Genomic DNA, 18,532 nt, shown 5'->3' on the forward strand with positions numbered 1-18,532 from the left:
ACCGGTATCACGCAGGGGTCACGCTGGCACAGCGAACCGCAGGACGTCAACACCGAGCCCGTGATCGGTTGATTTACCTGGTCAGATTGCGCGAATGTCACGGCGCGGTCTCGGTGGGTGCTCTCGAAAAATAAGATCTTGTTTTAGGTCTGGTACCGGTATCAGATTCTCTGTACAGTCAGCCGACAACCGGGCGGGCCAGGTCGCAGACACCCCCACGGCGCGGATCCGAGGTGCCACGGCACCGGTGGTCCCTCTCCTCTCACGAGAGAAAGGAAGCCCATGCGCTCTCGCGTACTGACGACGTTCGCGGCAATCGCCGGGACCTCGGTGCTCACACTGACCGGCTGCACCGGTGGTGGCACCCCGGCGAAGGCCCCCGCCGCCGACGCCGCCGCGAAACCGGACTACTCCGGAACGCTGAGCATCCTCACCAAGTTCGCCGGCGAGCCGCTGGAGCCGTACTTCGAGAAGGTCGCCGCCGACTACGAGAAGGCGCACCCCGGGGTGAAGGTCGAGCTCATCCAGGAGACCGATCAGAGCATCAAGGACAAGACCAAGACCCTGACGGCCTCCAACGCCCTGCCGGACATCTACTTCACCTGGACCGGCAACTGGGCGGAGAACTTCATCCGCGGCGGACGCGCCGCCGACCTCACCGACGTGATCGGCCCCGACACCCCCTGGGGCAAGACCTTCGGCAAGGGGTCGCTGTCGGCCTTCGCCTACGACGGCAAGTACTACGGCATCCCGCTCTACAACAACGGCAAGTTCATGGGGTACGACAAGCCCGCCTTCGACAAGGCCGGGGTCAAGGTGCCCACCACCTTCGAGGAGCTCATCAGCAGCTGCGCCCCGCTGCGCAAGGCCGGCTACGAGCCGATCGCCTTCGGCAACAAGGACGGCTGGCCCGCCCTGCACTACCTGCAGCAGCTCTTCGCCTACAACGTGCCGCCCGCCACCCTCCAGGCCGACCTCAAGCCCGAGACGGCCAAGCTCGACGACCCCGGCTACGTCACCGCGCTCAAGCAGTTCAAGACCCTCGTCACCCAGTGCACCGACACCGGGACCGGCACCAACGGCGTCCTCTACAGCTCCGCGCAGGAGGCGTTCGCCGGCGGCAAGGCCGCGATGTACTACCAGGAGATCCTGGAGTTCGACAACGCCACCGCCAAGGGCAAGCTCGACCCCGCCGACTTCGGCATCTTCCCGCTGCCCGTCCCCCAGGGCGCCAAGGGCGACCCGGCGACGCTGGAGGGCGCGCCCGAGGGATACCTGATCAACGCCGCCTCACCGCGCGTGCCGCTCGCCGTCGACTTCATGAAGTTCGCCACGAACCAGGAGAACGCCAAGACGCTCTCCGCCCCGCCGTACGGCCAGCCCAGCACGGTCATCGGCGCCGTCACCACCGACACCTCCAGCAAGGCCGTGTTCGAGGGCATCGAGGCGGTCAACAACGCCCCGAGGCTCGCCGCCTGGCTCGACACCGTGACCGTGCCCGAGGTCGCCGACGCGTGGCTGGCCGGCGGCGAGGCGCTCATCACCGGCGGCAAGACCCCCGAGCAGGTGCTCGAAAGCGTGCGCCAGGCATCGGCGTCGGCCAAGTGACCCGCCCGTCCACGACCCGCCCGCGACGGATCCGTCCGCGGGCGGCCCGCCCGGAGCCGGTCCACGCGGAGCCGGTCCATGCGGGGCCGGTCCATGCGGGGCCGGTCCATGCGGGGCCGGTCCATGCAGGGCCGATCCGCCCGGGGACGGCCCGCCCTTCCGTGACCCGCCCGCACACGACCCGCTCGGCGTAAGGAGAGCATGCCGGTGCCCACCATCGTCAAACGAGCGCTCGGGCTCGCGTGGGTCCTCCCCGCGCTCGCGCTGGTCGGGGTGTTCGTCTACTTCCCGCTGGCGGAGAACCTCGGGTTCAGCACCCTCAAATGGGACATCTACAGCGGAAGCCAGGAGTTCGTCGGCCTGGAGAACTACCGCAAGCTCGTCGACGACCCCGTCTTCTGGAGGTCGCTCGGCAACAACGTGATGTACGCGGTGGTCTCGATCGCCTTCCAGGTGTGCGGCGCGCTCGTGCTCGCCGCGCTCATCGAGGGCATCCGCAGCCAGCGGTGGCAGCGGATCCTCCGGTCGATCTACTTCATCCCCTGCGCCATCTCGCTGACCGTGGCGGGCCTGCTGTTCTACTTCATCTACGAACCCAACCTCGGCCCGCTCAACCACCTGCTGGACGCGGTGGGACTCGGCGACCTCAGCCGCTCCTGGCTCGGCGAGGAGAGCACCGCGATGCCCGCGATCATCGCGATGAGCCAGTGGCAGGGCTTCGGCTACTCCACCCTGCTGTTCGCCGTCGCCATCCAGCGCATCCCCGCGGAGATCTACCACGCCGCCGCCCTCGACGGCACCGGCCCCGTCCGCCGCTTCTTCCACGTGACGGTCCCCCTGGTGCGCGAGATGACCGGCCTGATGATGATGGTCACCATCTCCGGTGCGTTCCAGGTGTTCAACGAGGTCATGGTGATGACCGGCGGCGGCCCCGACAACTCCAGCCAGGTGCTCGGAACCTGGCTCTACCGGAGCGGCTTCGTCCGCAACGACTTCGGCTACGCCGCCGCCATCGCGACGGTGATCTTCGTGATCACGCTCGCCATCGCCGTGGCGCAGCTGTGGGTCGCCAACAGGAGAAGGGTGGAATGGTGAGCCGCATCGGCTTCCTCGGCGTGATCGCACGCGTCTTCCTGTGGGTGTTCCTGCTCGGCCTCGCCGTGGTCGTGGTCTACCCGCTGCTGTGGATGGTGCTCAACGGGTTCAAGACCAACTCCCAGCTCTTCGGGAACCCCTTCGCCCTCCCCGTCGACTGGAGCTTCGAGAACTACCGCAAGGCGTGGAACCGGGGGGTGAGCGACTACCTCACCACCAGCGTGCTCGTCACGGTGACCTCGACGGTCGCCACCGTGTTCGTCAGCGCCTGGGCCGCCTACGGCCTCACCCGGGTGAAGATCCCGTTCAGCGGATTCATCACCGGGACGATCCTCGGCGGCCTCATGCTCGCCCCCAGCGTGGCGCTCGTCCCGCTGGTGAAGATGTTCCAGGCGATGGGCCTGTACAACAGCTTCTGGGCGCTGCTCATCCTCTACACCGCCTTCCGGGTGCCCTTCACCACCTTCCTCATCCGCGCCTACATGCTCGACCTCCCCCGCGAGGTCGACGAGGCGGCGGAGATGGACGGCTGCGGCCGGTGGACGGCGTTCTGGCACATCATCCTGCCGATGTGCAAGCCGATCATCACCTCGACGGTCCTGCTGCACATCCTCTTCGCCTGGAACGAGTACCTCTTCGCGATGATCTTCACCAGCGGCAGCGGCGTGCAGACCCTCCCGGTCGGCCTGATGAGCCTGATGAGCAAGCACGGCACCGAGTTCCCCGTCGTCTTCGCCGGCATGACCATCGCGGCGATCCCGGTCATGCTGCTGTTCTTCTTCGGCCAGCGCTACATCGTCAAGGGCATGGCCGACGGCATCGGCAAGTGACCGGTCCCGCCGTACGGCCGCCCGCACCGCCGTACGGCGGGTACGGCGCCCGCGCGGCCGTACGGCGGGTACGGCGCCCGCGCGGCCGTACGGCGGGTCCCGTACCGCGGTCCCGGGTCCAAGGTCCCGGGACCGCGGACCCAGGACGGCGCCTCGCGGAGACAGGACGATGGCGGGGCGGAGCCCGGCGCGTCCGGGACCGGCCGTCCGAGCCAGGCCCGCCCGGAGCCGGCGCCCGAGCCCGGCGCGTCCGAAGCCCGAGTCGAGCAGCGGACCCCGGCCCGGCCCGCGCCGCACCCCACACGACAGGAGCACCGATGACCCTCTCCCTCGGCCAGATCACCGCCTCGAACTTCGCCTACCAGCACCAGCCGTTCGAGCGGTTCCTCGACGACGCCGCGGCCCTCGGCCGGGAACACGTGGAACTGTGGGGCATCGCGCCGCAGTTCCACGTGCCGCAGGTGAGCGACGCCGAGGCGCGCGCCGTCCGCCGCCGCCTGGAGTCGCGCGGCCTCACGGTCCGCTGCCTGACCCCCGAGCAGGTGATGTACCCGGTCAACGTGGCCTCGCCCGTCACCTGGCTGCGCGCCGCCAGCATCGGCATGTTCCGCCGCGCGGCCGAGCTGTGCGCCGAGCTCGGAGCCGAGCTGCTCCTGCTGACCCCGGGCCGTGGCTTCGAGAACGAGCCGGTGGAGGCGGCCTGGCGCCGCTCCGCCGACGCGATCGGCGAGATCGCCGCCTACGCCGCCACCCTCGGCGTGACCTGCGTGCTCGAACCCCTGCAGCGCGTGGAGTCGAACCTCCTCAACGACTCCCGGGCGCTCGCCAGGATGATCGGCGAGGTGGGAGCGGCCAACCTCGGCGCGGTGCTCGACACGGTGGGCATGGCCGTCGCCGGGGAGAGCGTGGACGACTACTTCGACGCGCTCGGCGACCGCGTCCGCCACGTCCACCTGATCGACGGCCGGCCCGCGGGCCACCTGGCGTGGGGCGACGGCGAACTGCCGCTGGCCGACTACCTCGCCGCCCTGGACCGCCGGGGGTACCGGGGCCACATGACCTTCGAGCTCTTCGGCGACGGCACCTACGCGTTCGACCCGCGCCCGGTGGTGGAGCGCTGCCTGGAGGCCGTACGCGCCGCCCTCCCCACCCCGGACACCGCCTCCGGCCGCCCCTGAACCGGACCGCCGCCCCGGCGGGGGAGCGGTCCGGCGGGGCCGGCTCAGCGGTTCGGCAGGAGGACGGTCCGGCGGGCGCCCGGCTCAATGGTTCAGCAGGAGAGCGGGGAGGAGCTCAGGGCCACGTCGTCGTACCAGATCGTGTCCTGGTCGCCGCCGTAGCTCTCCCAGCCCAGCCGCAGCGTGGTCGGACGCGGCGCGGTCGTACGGTGAAGCCACTGGGAGTCGACGTCCTGCGTGGGAACCCCGTCCACGCGCAGCCCGGCGACTTCCTGGTCGTCCAGCAGGGTGCGGATCGACTGCCGGGTGGTGTCGATCTCGTACCGCAGGCAGACCCAGCGGCCGACCGGCAGCGGGACGCTGAGCGCGACCCCCGCCGGGCTCTGCTCGGGAAGCGTGGCGTCGTCGGACTCGCGGTTCCACTGCAGCGCCCCGTTCTGGCCGCCGACGCGCAGGTCCCGGCCGCCGTCCCGGGAGTCCGCCATGGTGATCATGCTGACGTGTCCGGCAGGCAGGGCCGTCGTGTGCCGGACCCACATCCGCGCGTGGACCACGGGGCCGACGGCGGAGACGTCCCGGGTGGTACCGGCGAAGACGTGGTTGCAGTACCCGCCGCCGCCGTTGATCCGCAGTGACCTGCTCCCGCCGTGCGCGACCGAGGTGTCGATCACGGCGGTGCCGGAGCTCGAGCAGTTGGGCGTCACGACCTGCCAGTCACCGGCCGGGACGCCCGCCTGGTCCTCGAACCCCGAGCAGACCGCCGCCCCCGCGCACTCCGGCCCGCCGGTCGGCGTCACCGTCGGCGTCACCGTCGGTGTCGCGGTGGGCGTGACGGTCGGTGTCACCGTCGGTGTCGCGGTGGGTGTGACGGTCGCTGTCGCGGTGGGTGTGGCCGTCGGGGTGACGCTCGGGCTCGGGGAACCGGTGCCGTTGCAGGGCGCGTCGTTGAGGGTGAAGTCGGCGGGCACCGGGCCGGCCACCGTCCAGGTGCCCTGCAGGCCGAAGTCGGCGGTCCCGCCGGTGGGCAGGGAGGCGTTCCACGAGACGTTCGCCGCGGTCACCGTCGTGCCGTTCTGCCCGACCTGCGCGTTCCAGGCGTTCGTCACCCGCTGGTCACCGCCGAAGGTCCACCGGAGTCGCCAGCCGTTGACCGCCGCCCCCAGGTTGGTCACCTTCACCTGGGCGGTGAACCCGCCCTGCCACTGGTTCACGGTGTAGTCCACCCGGCAGCCGGTGTCCGGCAGGGCCGCCGCCGGGCCGGACGCCGCCGCGGCGAGACCTCCCAGTACCAGCGCCGCCGAGACGACGACCGCCCGGAGCCGGACGGCGAACGAAGCGGGAAGCGCCATGACATCGCACCCTTCGGACTCGGCGAACCGGGACGACGACGATGTTTCGTACCGCCCCGCCCACCCGTCAACGCCCGCCTCGCCCTCGGCGCGTCACCGGACCCCGGCCGACGCCGGGACCAGGGGTTTCTCCCGGATGATGAGTCCCGCCGACCGCCCGCCCGGTGAATCTTTCAGCCGCACGGCCCGCGCGGCTGAGCCGTACGGTCCGCGGCTCCCAGCCGTACGGCCCGCGCGGCACCGGCCACCGCACCCGCCCTCCTCCCCGATGCTCATCTCCCCTGCACCCGCGTGCCGTACGATCATCAACTCCCCGTCATCTGATCTTGTAAAGGTCGGTTCCCAGGCCACCTCACCACCCGAGGAGACCCATGTTCCGACGACCCGGCCTTGTGACCAGGATCGCGCTGGCCGCCGTGACGGTGACCGCCGCGGTGGCGGCCGCCGTACCGTCCCCGGCAACGCCGACGATCTCGGCGGCCCTGAAGGCTTCGGCGGCTCCGGCGGTCGCCGACATCGCCCACCGCGGGGCGTCCGCCTACGCGCCCGAGAACACCGTCGCGGCCTTCGAACTGGCCGCCAGGCAGCGCGCCGACATGTTCGAGCTCGACGTCCAGGAGACCGCCGACCACAGGCTCGTCCTGATGCACGACACCACGCTGGCCCGCACCACCGACGTCGAGAGGGTCTTCCCGGGCCGGGCACCGTGGAGGGTCGGCGACTTCACCCTCGCCGAGATCCGCAGACTGGACGCGGGCTCGTGGTTCTCCGTCGACTACCGGGACGAGCCGGTGCCCACCCTCGGCGAGGTGCTGGACGCGATGGCGGACAAGGCCCCCGGTCTGCTCCTGGAGGTCAAGGAACCCCGGCTCTACCCGGGCGTCGAGGCCCGAGTCGCCGACGAGCTGCGCGACCACCCGTCGTGGCTGAGCCCCGGCCGGCTCGTGGTGCAGTCGTTCGACGGGAACTCGATGCGGACGTTCCACCGGCTCATGCCGGAGGTCCCGATCGGCCTGCTCGGCGCCCCGCCGATCGCGGACCTTCCGAAGCTGGCGGAGTACGCCGACCTGATCAACCCGCCGTACGGCGGGCTCACCCGCGACTACGTCCGTCGCGTCCACTCCCACGGCATGGGCGTCCTCACCTGGACGGTGAACGACACCGCGGTCGCGCGCCGCCTTGTCTCCTACGGTGTGGACGGCGTCATCACCAACAGGCCGGACGCGATGCGGCAGGTCGTCTCGCGGTAGGGAGGCACCGCCCCGCTTCCCGGAGTCCTCCGGCGACGCGGCCATCACCCGGCGCCCGTCGGGGGCCTCGGAGCCCGGAAATCCATGGCGGACGGCTCGGCGAACCGCCGGGCCGCAGGGCCGGGGCCGCCGGCTCGCCGGACCGCCATGGCACTCGGCACGGCCTCAGCCTCGCCGCAGCCGCTCGATGACGAACCGGACGCGCTCCTCGACCGGCGCGCGGGGGAGCGGCACCGGCTCGTAGCCGTACTCGGTGTACGTCGCGACCATGAACTCGTAGGTCCGCTCGGCCTCCTCGTAGGACTGCCTGCGCTCGGCGTCCCGCCGGTAGATCTCCGGCCAGGGAGGGGCGACGAACACGCTCCGGTGGTAGCGGAATCCGAGCGCCGCCGCGTGGACGTGCTCCGGGACGGGAAGCCCCTCCAGGCGCAGGTAGCCCACGATGTCGGGGAGCCCGCGATCGAAGAAGACCGGCGCCGCCTCCGCCGTACGCGTCATCCCCTCCGCGTCCACCGAGTCCACCGCGTCCGTCGCCTTCTCCGCATCCACCGTGTCCGGCGCCGCCGAGGCCATCCGGTAGGAGCGCAGCTCCCAGCCGAGCATCAGCTCGGCGAACAGCTCCCGGTCGGCCCAGGGCAGCGCGCGTCCGCCGATCGCCACCTGGTCCCGGATGACGCCGCGCCCCGCCTCGTACGACCGCGCGAACCCGGCCTCCTGCAACCGGTCGATCAAAGTGCTCTTCCCGGCCCCGGGCCCCCCGGTCACCACGACGTACGGCCGGACCTCGGATCGGTCCCCCTCCATGTGCACTCCTTCCATTCCGACGTGACGACAAAAGGTGCTGATTCTTGATGGGGACAGTGGGATCGCCTGGACGCGCTCCCGGACGGCATGGCGCCGCCGACGGCGGCCGCGATCGCTGTGTGATCTTCGTCCCCGAAGATGGCCCGGTGAACATCGACGAGATCCGTCTCCGCGTCGAGGAACTGTCCCAAGGGTTCGGGGTCCACGCGCCGGGCGTGGTCCGTGGCGAGCCACCCCAGGGCGCGGACTGCGTACTGCGCCGGCAGGGGAAGAACCGGGTGATCGTCGTCGGTCCCACCTTCGACGCCCTGCCGGAGTACGCCCGGGACATCGACCTGGCATGGGCCATCACGGCGTCCGACCGCGCGTACCTCCGGAAGGAAGGCGTGCCGACCCGCGTCTCGGTCGGCCTCGGCACCCTGGTCGGCCTCGTGTGCGCTCCGCTGGTCTTCCTGTTCGACTCGCTCGTCCCGGTCGCGGTGACGGCCCTGGCGCTTCTCATCCTCGTCGTGCTGCCGGTCATGATGCGGCGGCAGGTATACGCGATGGACCGCCGGGTGGCCGAGATCTGCGGGGAGGAGTCGATCCACCGCGCCCTGCGGTACGTGCAGGAGCACCCGCCCCGGATGCGGGGGCCGTACCGGCTCGCGCTGAAGCTGCAGCCATCCCCGGAGAGACGAGCCGCCCGTCTGCCGGCCGCCCGGTCGTGACCGCCGCAGCGGTGACCCGCGCGGACCGGCGGTGTCTGTGGCGCACCGATTCCATCGACGTCCGGCTCCACGGCACGCGCGACCTCGCAAGAATCGAGCTCCCACCTCTCCTCAACCCCAGCCGCAGGAGGCACCGATGTCCGTACGCCGGATCGTCCCCAACATCCAGTCCGGGGATCCGGAGGAGAGCGCGAGGTTCTACGGTCTCCTGGGCCTGGAGGAGGTCATGAACCACGGCTGGATCGTGACCTTCGCCTCCCCGTCCGCCCCCACCGCGCAGGTCAGCGTCATGACCGGCGACAAGACCGGGCCCGTCATCCCGGACATGAGCATCGAGGTGGACGACGTGGACGCCGCCTACGCGGCCGTGCGGGAGAGCGGCGCCGAGATCGTCCATCCGCTGCAGGACGAGGAGTGGGGAGTCCGCCGCTTCTTCGTCCGCGACCCGAACGGCCGCGTGGTCAACATCCTCGGACACCGGTAGCCCGTTCGGCGGCGGGACGCCGGCGCGGCAGGCACGGAACAGTCATCCCGGTCTCCCAGGACACGGGTCTGGTGACGGTGCCGGAGAGCCGGTCCCTGCCCCTCGTCGAATCACCCGTACCAAAAGAACCAGGGGCAAATGTGACCCCAGTGTCATAAAGATCCGCCATGGTGGAAGGGTGCGAACGTGGCTCGGTGATCAGGTCAGGAAGCGGCTGAGCACGTTCAGCCCGATCGTGCCCTCCATCGCGCAGTGTGCCGTGGGTTCCGCGCTGGCCTGGATCGTCGCCGTTCATCTGCTCGGCCACGCCCACCCGCTCTTCGCACCCATCTCCGTGATGATCTGCGTGGGTGTGGGGCACGGGCGGCGGCTGCGCAGGGTGGTCGAGTTGGTGGTCGGCGTCTGCCTGGGCGTGGGCATCGGCGACCTGCTGGGGTCCTGGATCGGCTCGGGCCCCTGGCAGATGGCGCTCGTGATCGCGCTGGCCATGACCGTCGCGGGGCTGCTGAGCAGCGGTGAGCTGTTCGTGTCGCAGGTCGGGTCGTCCGCGGTGCTGGTCGCCATGCTGGTGCCGGGCGAGGACGTCGGCGGGCTGGACCGGATGGCCGACGCGCTCACCGGCGGCATCGTCGGCATCGTCGCGGTGGCGTTGCTGCCCGCCAGCCCGCTCGCCATCGCGGGCCGGCACCTGTCCGGCGTGCTCGACGCCCTCTCCACCGTGCTGGAGCAGGCCGCGGAGGCGATCGAGAAGAATGACATGGACATGGCCGCCGAGGCCCTGGAGTGCGGGCGCAGGACCCAGGAGGCGGTCGAGGAGTTCGAGGCGGCGCTGGAGAACAGCAAGGAGATCATCATGATCTCGCCGCTGCGCCGGCATCACCGGGCCCAGCTGACCAGGTACGAGACCGCCGCCATGCCGGTGGACCTGGCGCTGCGCAACGCCCGTGTGCTGGCCCGCCGTACGCTCGCGGCGCTGGGGGAGACCAGCCCGCCGCCGGTCGTGCTGGCCGACTCGTTGCGCGAGGTCTCGGAGGCGGCGCTGCTGCTTCAACTCGAACTGGGGGCCGGGCGCGAGCCGACGCTGGCCCGGCAGGCGCTGCTCGCCGTCGCCGAGCGGGAGCGGCCCACGAACCTGGGCTTCTCGGCGAACGTCACCCTCGCGCAGCTGCGTTCCATCGCCGTCGACCTGCTGGAGGCGACCGGGATGGACCACGACGAGGCCTCGGCCGCGCTGCGCCCGCTGGACGAGCCGAGCGACGAGAACACCGGCGGGCTGGACGAGCCGAGTGACGAGAGCACCGGCGGGCGGCGCCGCTAGGTTCCGTTCCGCGGATCTCCCCTCGGCCGGCCGCGGCGGGCGGGGGAGACCCGCAGAGCGGAACGGGACCGGTCGCCGGCTGCGACGCCGGTCGTCAGGCGGCGCGGACCGGCTGGCGGAGGATGGTCCGCATCTTCTCCGGATCGGTCTCCCGCACGTCGGACAGGTAGATCTCGTGGTGCAGGCCGTTCGGGACGAAGCCGGCGGCGTGGATGCGAGCCTCCATCCGGGCGAGGGTCTTCGGCTCCTCGGCGTACGGCCCGCGGTGCAGCGCCTGCACGCACAGGCCCTCGGTGAAGGTGACGAGCTGCACCCGGGCGGCGGCCGGATGCCGCGCGGCCTCACGCGCCTCGTCGACCCACGCGTCGTCCCACGCCGCGCCCACCGGGCCGTCCCACATCACGTCCACCGGGCCGTTCACCGCTCCGCCCATCGGGCCGTGCCCCGCCTCGCCCGCAGATCCGCCCATCGCGTCGTTCTCCCCGCCGCTCACCGGGCCGTTCCCGGCGACGCCCGCCGCGTCGGGCAGCCGCAGGAACAGGTGCCACCACCACTCCTCGCGCGGCACGTCGAACGGCGGGCGCTCGTCCTCCACCCACCACCGGCCTTCGAGACAGGGCAGCTCGAACATCCGCCCGTGGCGGGCCGCGACGCCGATCAACGCCCCCGCGACGGCGTACAGCGCTCCCACGCTCGTGCCGTAGACGGCCCCTCCCGGTTCGCCCTGTCCCGTGATCGACAGCGCGCGTACGGGGCCGAACTCGACCACTTCGGGATCGTCGGCGGCCGAGTACCAGTCCGAGCTCATTCGGGGTCCTCCAATTTGATCATCAGGTGCGTCACCAGCCGGTCCGGTGACGTGGTTCTGGGGTCGGAGACGTACACCTCGTGCAGCGGGCCGTCGGGCGTGTGCCCGCGCTCACCCAGCCAGGCGAACAGCGCGTGCGTGGTGAGGGAGATCTGGTCGTACGGCCCGACATGGGTGACCGAGGCGTACAGACCGCCCGGCAGGACGTCCGGGGTGGTACCCGGGACGTCCGCGGACGTCTCCACCGCGATGGTCACAGCGATCTCCCGGGTGAGGTCGAGCGGGAACAACCCGATCGGCGTCCCCGTCGGCCCACCCGTGGCACCCGTGGCACCCGTGGCACCCGTGGAACCCGCGGTCCCTTCCGGCCCGCCCCCGGCGCCCAGGGCGTTCACGGCCGCCATCAGCCGGGCCACGTTCGCCGACGTGACGGCGCCGATCCGCTCCTGCGACGCGGTGTCCCGTACGGTGGCCACCCGCCGGGCGGGCTCGCGGACGACGGTCACCTCCGAGCGGGGCAGGCCGTGGGAGAGGATGCGTTCCAGCGCGGCGAAGTTGCGTTCGCGGCGCGCCAGGTCGGCCTCCATGCGGTCGCGCACACCGCCGAGCGCGTCCGTCCCGTCGGACAGCACCCGCCCGATCGACGGCAGGGGCACGTCGAGGGAGCGCAGCAGGCCGATCAGCAGGGCGGCGCGTGCCTGGTCGGGCCGGTAGTAGCGGTAGCCGCTGTCCGGATCGACGTGGGCGGGGGCCAGCAGTCCCAGCTCGTCGTAGTGGCGCAGTTGCTTGACGCTGAGCCGGCAGAGCCGGGCGAACCGCCCGATCGGCAGGTATCCCTCGTTCACGTCTTCAGCATGGAGGCTCCCACGGTGGGAGAGTCCAACCGGGCCGGAAGGCCGATCGGCCCGAGGCCGTCCCGGACGGCCTTCCGACCCGAGCCCTCCTCAAAGGGGCTGGGTCAGGTTGACCATGTTGCCATCGGGGTCGTGAACGTGGGCGACCCGTTCTCCCCACGGCATGTCGTTCGCGGGGCCGAGCACGCGTCCGCCGGCCGCCTCGACCCGCTCCAGCAGGCTGTTGACGTCGTCGACCCGCACGCCCAGCGCGAACCGCTGCGGCGTGGACAGATCGACTTTCTCGCTGACCAGGCCGAGCTCGGAGTCGCCCAGCCTCAGGCCCACGAAGAAGACGGGGCCGTCGTCCGGGAAGCGTTCCGTCTCCACCGCGCCGAGCAACCGCTCGTAGAAGAACTGCAGCCGGGGCAGGTCGGGGGTGACGATGATGGGCTGGACGGTCGTCATGTCCGCTCCTTCGTTCGCTTCACGTCGCTGTCCACGGTGGTACGGCGCGGCGGCGCGAAACTCATCGGTGGGGCGGGAACGCTCGCGGCGGCGCGGAACTCATCGGTGGGGCGGAACGCTCGTGGCGGAAGGGCCACCGCGGAGGCCGGGAACCTTCGCGGCGGCCGGGGCGAAGCGACCGGGAGCGTCGGCGGCCGGGGGCGCGTGTCAGCCGGGGGCGTTCGCCGCGACCAGGGGGGAAGCGACCGATTCGCTGAAGAGCGGGAGCAGCCGGTCGGCGTCCAGGTAGGTGGTGCTGCCGACGACCAGCCCCCCGGACACGTCGAGGACGACCAGCCCGAACGGGACATGGGCGCCGTCGGGGCCCGGCCTGGTCTGCCAGAACGCCGGCGAGCCGTTCGCCTCGACCGGAACGAGGCGTGCCCCCTCGCAGGACGCGTCCGGGGCCAGCAGCACCCGCCTGATCTGGTCCCGGCCGCGCAGCCACCAGACGAAGGGGGGCATGGACATCGTCGCGTCCTCGTGCAACAGGGAGACGAGCGCGGTGACGTCGTGCCGTTCGAACGCGGCGCAGTAGCGGGCGAGCAGCTCGCGCTGGGCGGGGTCGGAAGGCCGGAACGGTTCGCCGGGCCCGGTGCCGACCGCCCGGAGCGTCGCCCTCGCCCGCTGCAGCGCGCTGGTCACCGACGCGACGGTGGTCTCCAGGAGGGTCGCGACCTCCTCCGCCTTCCACCGCAGCACGTCACGCAGGATCAGCACCGCCCGCTGCCGGGGCGGCAGGTGCTGCAGCGCGGCGACGAACGCCAGGCGGATCGTCTCGCGCAGTACGGCCAGATCCTCCGGGTCGCCGTCCGGCGGCAGCACGAGGGCGTCCGGAACGGGCTGGACCCAGGCGCTCTCCGGCGCGGGCCGGCCGATGCCCGAACCGGCCTCCGCCGCAGGGCCGAGGTCCATCGCCAGCGCGCGGCGCTGTGCGCTGCGCAGCATGTCGAGGCAGACGTTGGTGGCGATGCTGTAGAGCCAGGTGCGCAGCGACGCCCGCCGCTCGTCGTAGCGGTCGAACGACCGCCAGGCGCGCAGCAGCGTCTCCTGCACCGCGTCCTCGGCGTCGAAGCCGGAGCCGAGCATCCGGTAGCAGTGACCGGTCAGCTCGGTCCGGAACGGCTCCAGCCGGAACTCCTCGCCGGTCGGCGTCGTGATCATCCCTCGACCATACGCACCGCCACCGACACATCCCGGGGGACGGGACCGATGAGTTGCCGGCGCCGCGCCCGTACACCTGTCGAGACCACGGTACGGACGCACATAAAGGAGATCGCGATGACCGAGGACGACCTTCGGAAAGCGGTGGTGGCGGAGCGCGGTGAGCAGGCGGAACTGCTCGCCGCCCTGAGCCCGGAGCAGTGGGACGCGCCCACGTTGTGCGAGGGGTGGCGGGTGCGCGAGGTCGTCGCCCACACGACCATGCCCTTCCGCGCCTCGCTCGGCAGGACGCTGCTGGAGCTGGTGAAGGCACGCGGAGACGTCAACCGCATGGCCGACCGGTGCGCGCGCCGCGACGCCGCGGAACTGCCGCCCGAGAGGCTGCTCGCCTCGCTGCGGGACAACGTCGCGCACCCGTGGACGCCGCCGGGCGGGGGCGTCGGGGGAGCGCTGTCGCACGACGTCATCCATGGGCTCGACATCACGGTGGGCCTGGGACTCGACCGCCGGGTGCCGCCGGAGCGGGTCGCCATGGTGCTGGCCGGGATGCGGCCGAAGAACATCGCGTTCTTCGGAACCGATCTGACGGGGGTCAGGCTGCAGGCGACCGATATCGACTGGGGCCACGGCACGGGGACGCCGCTCCGGGGCCTGGCACAGGACCTGCTGCTCGTCGTCTGCGGCCGGCGCCTGCCGCCGGGCCGGCTCACCGGCGAGCCCGCGGCACGGTTCTCCCGGTAGCCCCGGGGGTCGTGAACCGGGCGGGTCCCCGGGCGCTTTCCCGGATGCGTGTCGATACTTTCAGGCAGTAGTTGAAAGTTTCACGATCACGGGGTCCCGCTCCTGGGTATCCGCCCACGTGACGCGTGTGCCGAGCGCCCGTGGACCGTCCACCGGGCGGCGCGGCGTTGACATACGGTGCCCGAACTTCAAAAGTCTCATGGGAGCGCTCCCATATCCTCTCGGCTTCACATCTGGGGGTCAGACCCGGCATGTCATCACCACGCGAAACGCTTCCGACCACACCGCGCCGGACACCGGCCCCGGATTCGACACGACGTCTCCGTCCCACGTTGAGAAAGGGCATCACCGTGGACATGGTGGTCAAGAACCAGGGGCTGTTCCTGGCCCTGTATCGGTTCGTGATGGGACTGCTGTTCGCCTGCCACGGCGCGGCGACCCTCTTCGACGTCCTGGGAGGGCCGGAAGGCCAGGCGCCCAGCGTCGGGCAGTGGCCCTCGTGGTGGGCCGCCGTCATCGAACTGATCGGCGGCGTCCTCGTCGTCCTCGGACTGGGCGCCCGTACCGCCGCCGTCGTCTGCTCGGGCACCATGGCGTTCGCCTACTTCACCGTCCACCAGGCCCACGCGCTGTTCCCGATCCAGAACGGCGGCGAGAAGGCCGCCCTCTTCTGCTGGGGTTTCCTGCTCATCGCCGTCTTCGGGCCCGGCCGCTGGGCGCTGTCCACGCTGCTGACGCCCTCGCGGACCCTCGCACACGAGAGGGCGTGACGACCGGCGGACCACCGCACGGTCCCTCGCGCACGAGAGGGTGTGACGATCGCGGCGGGCCACCGCGCGGTCCCTCGCACCCGCTTCGGGGCGGACCGCGGCCGACGGGGAGCCGCCGGTCCGCCCGCGCGCCGGTCCGCCCGTACGCGGGTCCGGCCGTACACCGGTCCGCCCGTACGGATGACCGATCATGTTCCCGTCGCCCTCGTCGTCGATCGCGGGCACAGGGGAGACGGTGGGATTCCTCGCCGTCATCCCGTGATCAGCCGCGCTCCGGGTGGTTCGTCCGTACAATCCCATCGGGGGTGGGCGATGGCCACGCATTCCACGGGCACCACCGCGTCACCGCGTTCTCCACGCACCAGCGCGTCACGTTCCAGGGGCACCACCGCGTCACCGCGTTCTTCACGCACCAGCGCGTCACGTTCCACGGGCACCACCGCCTCACTCGCCGTCGCGGCCGGAGGGGCGTGGCTGCTGGTCGTCACCGTCCTGGGGGCCGGCCAGGAGGTCATCTGGCGGAACGGCCTGATATGGGCGCTCGGCGCGCTGGCCGGCCTCTCCTTCCTAATGATCGGGGTCGTGATCGCCCGGGAGCATCCGCGCAACCAGGTCGGCCCGCTCATGGTCCTGCTCGGGGTCGCCTGGATCCCCCAGCAGATGCTGTTCCTGCCCGAGGACCCGCTGTGGGCGCTGGCGCTGTGCGGCGTGTGGGCGGGGGTCGCCTGCCATCTGTTCCTCGCCTTTCCCACCGGCAGGCTGGGCTCCCTTCCGCATCGGGTGGTGACCGGCCTGGCGTACGCCACCGCCCTCGTGCTGTCCGCGGCCCAGGCCCTCGTCTGCCTTCCGCTGCCCGCGCCGCTCCGGCACATCGCCGTCACGCTCGACGCCTCCTCCTGGCAGGCGGCGGTCCTCATCTCCGGCGCGCTGCTCGTTCTCACGGTCAAACGCTGGCGGCGGGCCAGCGTGGCGCAGCGCCGGGCGATCGCGCCGGTCACCGGCGCGTCGATCGTCGCCACGGTCGCCTTCGCCGGGGACCGCGTGGCCGACTTCTTCCCACCCAACCCGCTGCAGCTCCCCGCGGCGCTCGTCATGCTGGCGGCCTTCGTGGCGGTCCCGCTGGCGTACCTGGCCGGGCTGATGCGAAGCCGGATGGACCACGGCCGCGTGGCCGAACTCGTGGTCCACCTGAGCAGGCGCGAACGGCCGGACACGCTGCGCGACGAGCTGGCCGTCACCCTGCGGGACCCGGGGCTGACCGTGGGCTACTGGACGGCCGAGCAGGACCGCTACGTCGACGCCGACGGCCGCCCGGTCGACCTGGACCCGGGGCCGGGCCGGGCCGTCACCCGCGTCGACCAGGGCGAGGCGCCGCTCGCCGTACTCGTGCACGACGCCGCCCTCCTGGAGCAGCCCCTGCTGGTCGAGGCCGCGTGCGCCGCCGCGGCGCTCGCCCTGGAGAACGAGCGGCTCACCGCGGACCTGCGGGCCCGGCTGCGGCAGCTCGCGGCCTCGCGGCGGCGGATGCTGCAGTGGGGCGAGGCCGAGCGCCGCAGGATCGAACGCGACCTGCACGACGGCGTGCAGCAGCGGCTGCTGTCGGTGGCGATGACCCTCGGGCTGGCCGAGGCCGCGGGCGCCGGCCCCGGGCGGGCCGTACCGCTGATCGGCGAGGCCAAGGCGGCGGTGCTCGCCGCGCTGGACGACCTGCGCGCGGTCAGCCACGGCATCCACCCGCCGGTGCTGACCGAGCGCGGTCTGGCGGGCGCGGTCAAGGAGCTGGCCGCGGTCTCACCCGTCACCGTCACCTGCGACCTGGCGCCGACCGGGCCGCTGCCGCAGTCCGTGGAGACCGCGGCCTACTACATCGTCAACGAGGCCCTGGCCAACGTGACCAGGCACGCCGCCGCGTCGAAGGCGTGGGTACGGCTCGCCCGCCACGACGGCCACCTCCTGGTCGAGGTGGGCGACGACGGCGCGGGCGGCGCCGACCCCGCGCGAGGCTCCGGGCTCGCCGGGCTCGCCGACCGCGCCGAGGCCAACGGCGGCAGGCTCACGATCGACAGCCCATCGGGGGAGGGAACCGTGCTGAGGGTGGTCCTGCCGTGCGCGTAACGATCTGCGAGGACTCCACGCTGTTCCGCGAGGGCCTGGCCCGGCTGCTGGCCGAGTCGGGGTTCGCGGTGGCGGCGTGCGTCGACAACGCCGACGAACTGCTCGCCCACGTGGGGCAGGACCCGCCCGAGGTGGCCGTGCTCGACATCCGGCTGCCGCCCACGCACACCGACGAGGGGCTGCGCGCCGCGGTCACCCTGCGGGAACGGCATCCGGAGGTGGGGGTGCTGGTGCTGTCGCAGTACGTCCGGGTGAGCTACGCGGTCGAGCTGCTCGGCGGCCGCACCGAGGGTGTGGGTTACCTGCTGAAGGACCGGGTGTCGGACCTGGCGGAGTTCGCCGCGGCCATCCGCCGGGTGGGGTCGGGCGGGTCCGCGCTGGACCCGGTCGTCGTCGAGCAGCTCGTCGGCCGCCACCGGCAGCCCGGCGACCCGCTGGGCCGGCTCACCGAGCGGGAGCGCGCCGTACTGCGGCTGATGGCCGAGGGCCGCACGAACATGGCGATCGCCGAGCGGCTGGCCATCGCCGAGCGCACCGTGGAGAAGCACTGCACGAGCATCTTCGCCAAGCTCGACCTGGAGGCCAGCGCGCACGACCACCGGCGGGTGCTGGCGGTACTGCGGTACCTGAATGCGTGAGGGGCCGGGCCGCGCGGCCTCGCGGTGCATGAATGCGTGAGGGGCGGGTCCGCGCGGCCTCGCGGTACCTGAACGGGTGAGGGGGCAGCCCGTACGGCCTCGCGGTACCTGAACGCGTGAGGAACGGGTCCGCGCGGCCTCGCGGTGCATGAACGCGTGAGGGGCGGGCGCCCGTACGGTCACCGGCGGGCGCGCGGTGTCACGGCGCCCGACCGCGTGCGGAGGTACGGAGGTGCGGATAACCGCACCTCCGGGAGAGTGCCAGCCGGGTTCCCCCGTCGGTGGCCGTCGCCGATGATCGAACCGACGGAAAGTCATCGACGGGAAATC

General features: G+C 72.0%; 18 protein-coding genes. 12 read left to right on the forward strand and 6 right to left on the reverse strand.

Annotated elements, in window-relative coordinates; all coding sequences use genetic code 11:
• Window positions 1-282: 282 nt before the first annotated feature.
• The 4 genes from IEZ10_RS10705 (at window position 283) to IEZ10_RS10720 (ending at window position 4,711) form a co-directional block, all read left to right on the forward strand.
• Window positions 283-1,608, forward strand: a complete 1,326-nt coding sequence (locus tag IEZ10_RS10705; RefSeq protein ID WP_189246334.1) for an ABC transporter substrate-binding protein — start codon at window positions 283-285, stop codon at window positions 1,606-1,608.
• Between the two features lie 201 nt (window positions 1,609-1,809).
• Window positions 1,810-2,703, forward strand: coding sequence for a carbohydrate ABC transporter permease (locus IEZ10_RS10710; RefSeq protein WP_189246335.1), 894 nt, complete (start codon window positions 1,810-1,812; stop codon window positions 2,701-2,703).
• Window positions 2,697-3,533 (forward strand): carbohydrate ABC transporter permease, encoded by an 837-nt coding sequence (locus IEZ10_RS10715; protein WP_189246336.1) that lies wholly within the window; start codon window positions 2,697-2,699, stop codon window positions 3,531-3,533. The genes IEZ10_RS10710 and IEZ10_RS10715 overlap by 7 nt, the downstream gene beginning before the upstream one ends.
• A gap of 317 nt (window positions 3,534-3,850) precedes the next feature.
• Entirely contained in the window at window positions 3,851-4,711 is an 861-nt protein-coding gene (locus IEZ10_RS10720; RefSeq protein WP_189246337.1) for a sugar phosphate isomerase/epimerase family protein, read from the forward strand.
• A gap of 92 nt (window positions 4,712-4,803) precedes the next feature.
• On the opposite strand, the gene IEZ10_RS10725 is transcribed toward IEZ10_RS10720, so the two are convergent.
• Window positions 4,804-6,060 (reverse strand): cellulose-binding domain-containing protein, encoded by a 1,257-nt coding sequence (locus IEZ10_RS10725; RefSeq protein ID WP_189246338.1) that lies wholly within the window; start codon window positions 6,058-6,060, stop codon window positions 4,804-4,806.
• A 371-nt stretch (window positions 6,061-6,431) separates the two neighbouring features.
• Here IEZ10_RS10725 and IEZ10_RS10730 point away from each other — a divergent pair, with 371 nt between their 5' ends.
• A complete protein-coding gene (locus tag IEZ10_RS10730) occupies window positions 6,432-7,310 on the forward strand; it encodes a glycerophosphodiester phosphodiesterase (protein WP_189246339.1) in 879 nt (292 codons plus the stop codon).
• A 165-nt stretch (window positions 7,311-7,475) separates the two neighbouring features.
• Here the strand turns inward: IEZ10_RS10730 and IEZ10_RS10735 are convergent, their stop codons facing one another.
• Window positions 7,476-8,114 (reverse strand): AAA family ATPase, encoded by a 639-nt coding sequence (locus IEZ10_RS10735; RefSeq protein ID WP_229811135.1) that lies wholly within the window; start codon window positions 8,112-8,114, stop codon window positions 7,476-7,478.
• Window positions 8,115-8,260: 146 nt separating this feature from the next.
• Between IEZ10_RS10735 and IEZ10_RS10740 the strand changes: the two genes are divergently transcribed.
• The 3 genes from IEZ10_RS10740 (at window position 8,261) to IEZ10_RS10750 (ending at window position 10,626) form a co-directional block, all read left to right on the forward strand.
• Window positions 8,261-8,824: a hypothetical protein gene (locus tag IEZ10_RS10740; RefSeq protein WP_189246341.1), complete on the forward strand. Its 564-nt coding sequence runs from the start codon at window positions 8,261-8,263 to the stop codon at window positions 8,822-8,824.
• A gap of 136 nt (window positions 8,825-8,960) precedes the next feature.
• Window positions 8,961-9,308: a VOC family protein gene (locus IEZ10_RS10745; RefSeq protein ID WP_189246342.1), complete on the forward strand. Its 348-nt coding sequence runs from the start codon at window positions 8,961-8,963 to the stop codon at window positions 9,306-9,308.
• Window positions 9,309-9,486: 178 nt separating this feature from the next.
• Complete coding sequence (locus IEZ10_RS10750; protein WP_189246343.1) at window positions 9,487-10,626, forward strand: FUSC family protein; 1,140 nt, start codon at window positions 9,487-9,489, stop codon at window positions 10,624-10,626.
• A 94-nt stretch (window positions 10,627-10,720) separates the two neighbouring features.
• On the opposite strand, the gene IEZ10_RS10755 is transcribed toward IEZ10_RS10750, so the two are convergent.
• The 4 genes from IEZ10_RS10755 to IEZ10_RS10770 all read right to left on the reverse strand — a co-directional run bounded on the left by IEZ10_RS10755 (window position 10,721) and on the right by IEZ10_RS10770 (window position 13,938).
• On the reverse strand, window positions 10,721-11,434 hold the full coding sequence (locus IEZ10_RS10755) for a GyrI-like domain-containing protein (RefSeq protein WP_229811136.1): 714 nt from the start codon (window positions 11,432-11,434) through the stop codon (window positions 10,721-10,723).
• Entirely contained in the window at window positions 11,431-12,279 is an 849-nt protein-coding gene (locus tag IEZ10_RS39870) for a MerR family transcriptional regulator (protein WP_189246344.1), read from the reverse strand. Before IEZ10_RS39870 ends, IEZ10_RS10755 begins: the two co-directional genes overlap by 4 nt.
• A gap of 99 nt (window positions 12,280-12,378) precedes the next feature.
• The gene (locus IEZ10_RS10765) at window positions 12,379-12,735 is read right to left on the reverse strand and encodes a VOC family protein (RefSeq protein WP_189246345.1); all 357 of its coding nucleotides are present in this window, start codon (window positions 12,733-12,735) and stop codon (window positions 12,379-12,381) included.
• Window positions 12,736-12,942: 207 nt separating this feature from the next.
• The gene (locus IEZ10_RS10770) at window positions 12,943-13,938 is read right to left on the reverse strand and encodes a sigma-70 family RNA polymerase sigma factor (protein WP_189246346.1); all 996 of its coding nucleotides are present in this window, start codon (window positions 13,936-13,938) and stop codon (window positions 12,943-12,945) included.
• 117 nt (window positions 13,939-14,055) lie between these two features.
• On the opposite strand from IEZ10_RS10770, the gene IEZ10_RS10775 reads away from it, so the two are divergent.
• The 4 genes from IEZ10_RS10775 (at window position 14,056) to IEZ10_RS10790 (ending at window position 18,202) form a co-directional block, all read left to right on the forward strand.
• On the forward strand, window positions 14,056-14,679 hold the full coding sequence (locus IEZ10_RS10775) for a maleylpyruvate isomerase family mycothiol-dependent enzyme (protein ID WP_189246347.1): 624 nt from the start codon (window positions 14,056-14,058) through the stop codon (window positions 14,677-14,679).
• A 332-nt stretch (window positions 14,680-15,011) separates the two neighbouring features.
• The gene (locus IEZ10_RS10780; protein WP_229811137.1) at window positions 15,012-15,449 is read left to right on the forward strand and encodes a DoxX family protein; all 438 of its coding nucleotides are present in this window, start codon (window positions 15,012-15,014) and stop codon (window positions 15,447-15,449) included.
• A 312-nt stretch (window positions 15,450-15,761) separates the two neighbouring features.
• Window positions 15,762-17,564, forward strand: a complete 1,803-nt coding sequence (locus IEZ10_RS10785; RefSeq protein WP_189246348.1) for a sensor histidine kinase — start codon at window positions 15,762-15,764, stop codon at window positions 17,562-17,564.
• A complete protein-coding gene (locus IEZ10_RS10790) occupies window positions 17,555-18,202 on the forward strand; it encodes a response regulator transcription factor (protein WP_189246349.1) in 648 nt (215 codons plus the stop codon). The genes IEZ10_RS10785 and IEZ10_RS10790 overlap by 10 nt, the downstream gene beginning before the upstream one ends.
• Window positions 18,203-18,532: the final 330 nt, after the last annotated feature.

The organism is Streptosporangium pseudovulgare, assembly GCF_014648055.1.
Classification (GTDB): domain Bacteria; phylum Actinomycetota; class Actinomycetes; order Streptosporangiales; family Streptosporangiaceae; genus Streptosporangium; species Streptosporangium pseudovulgare.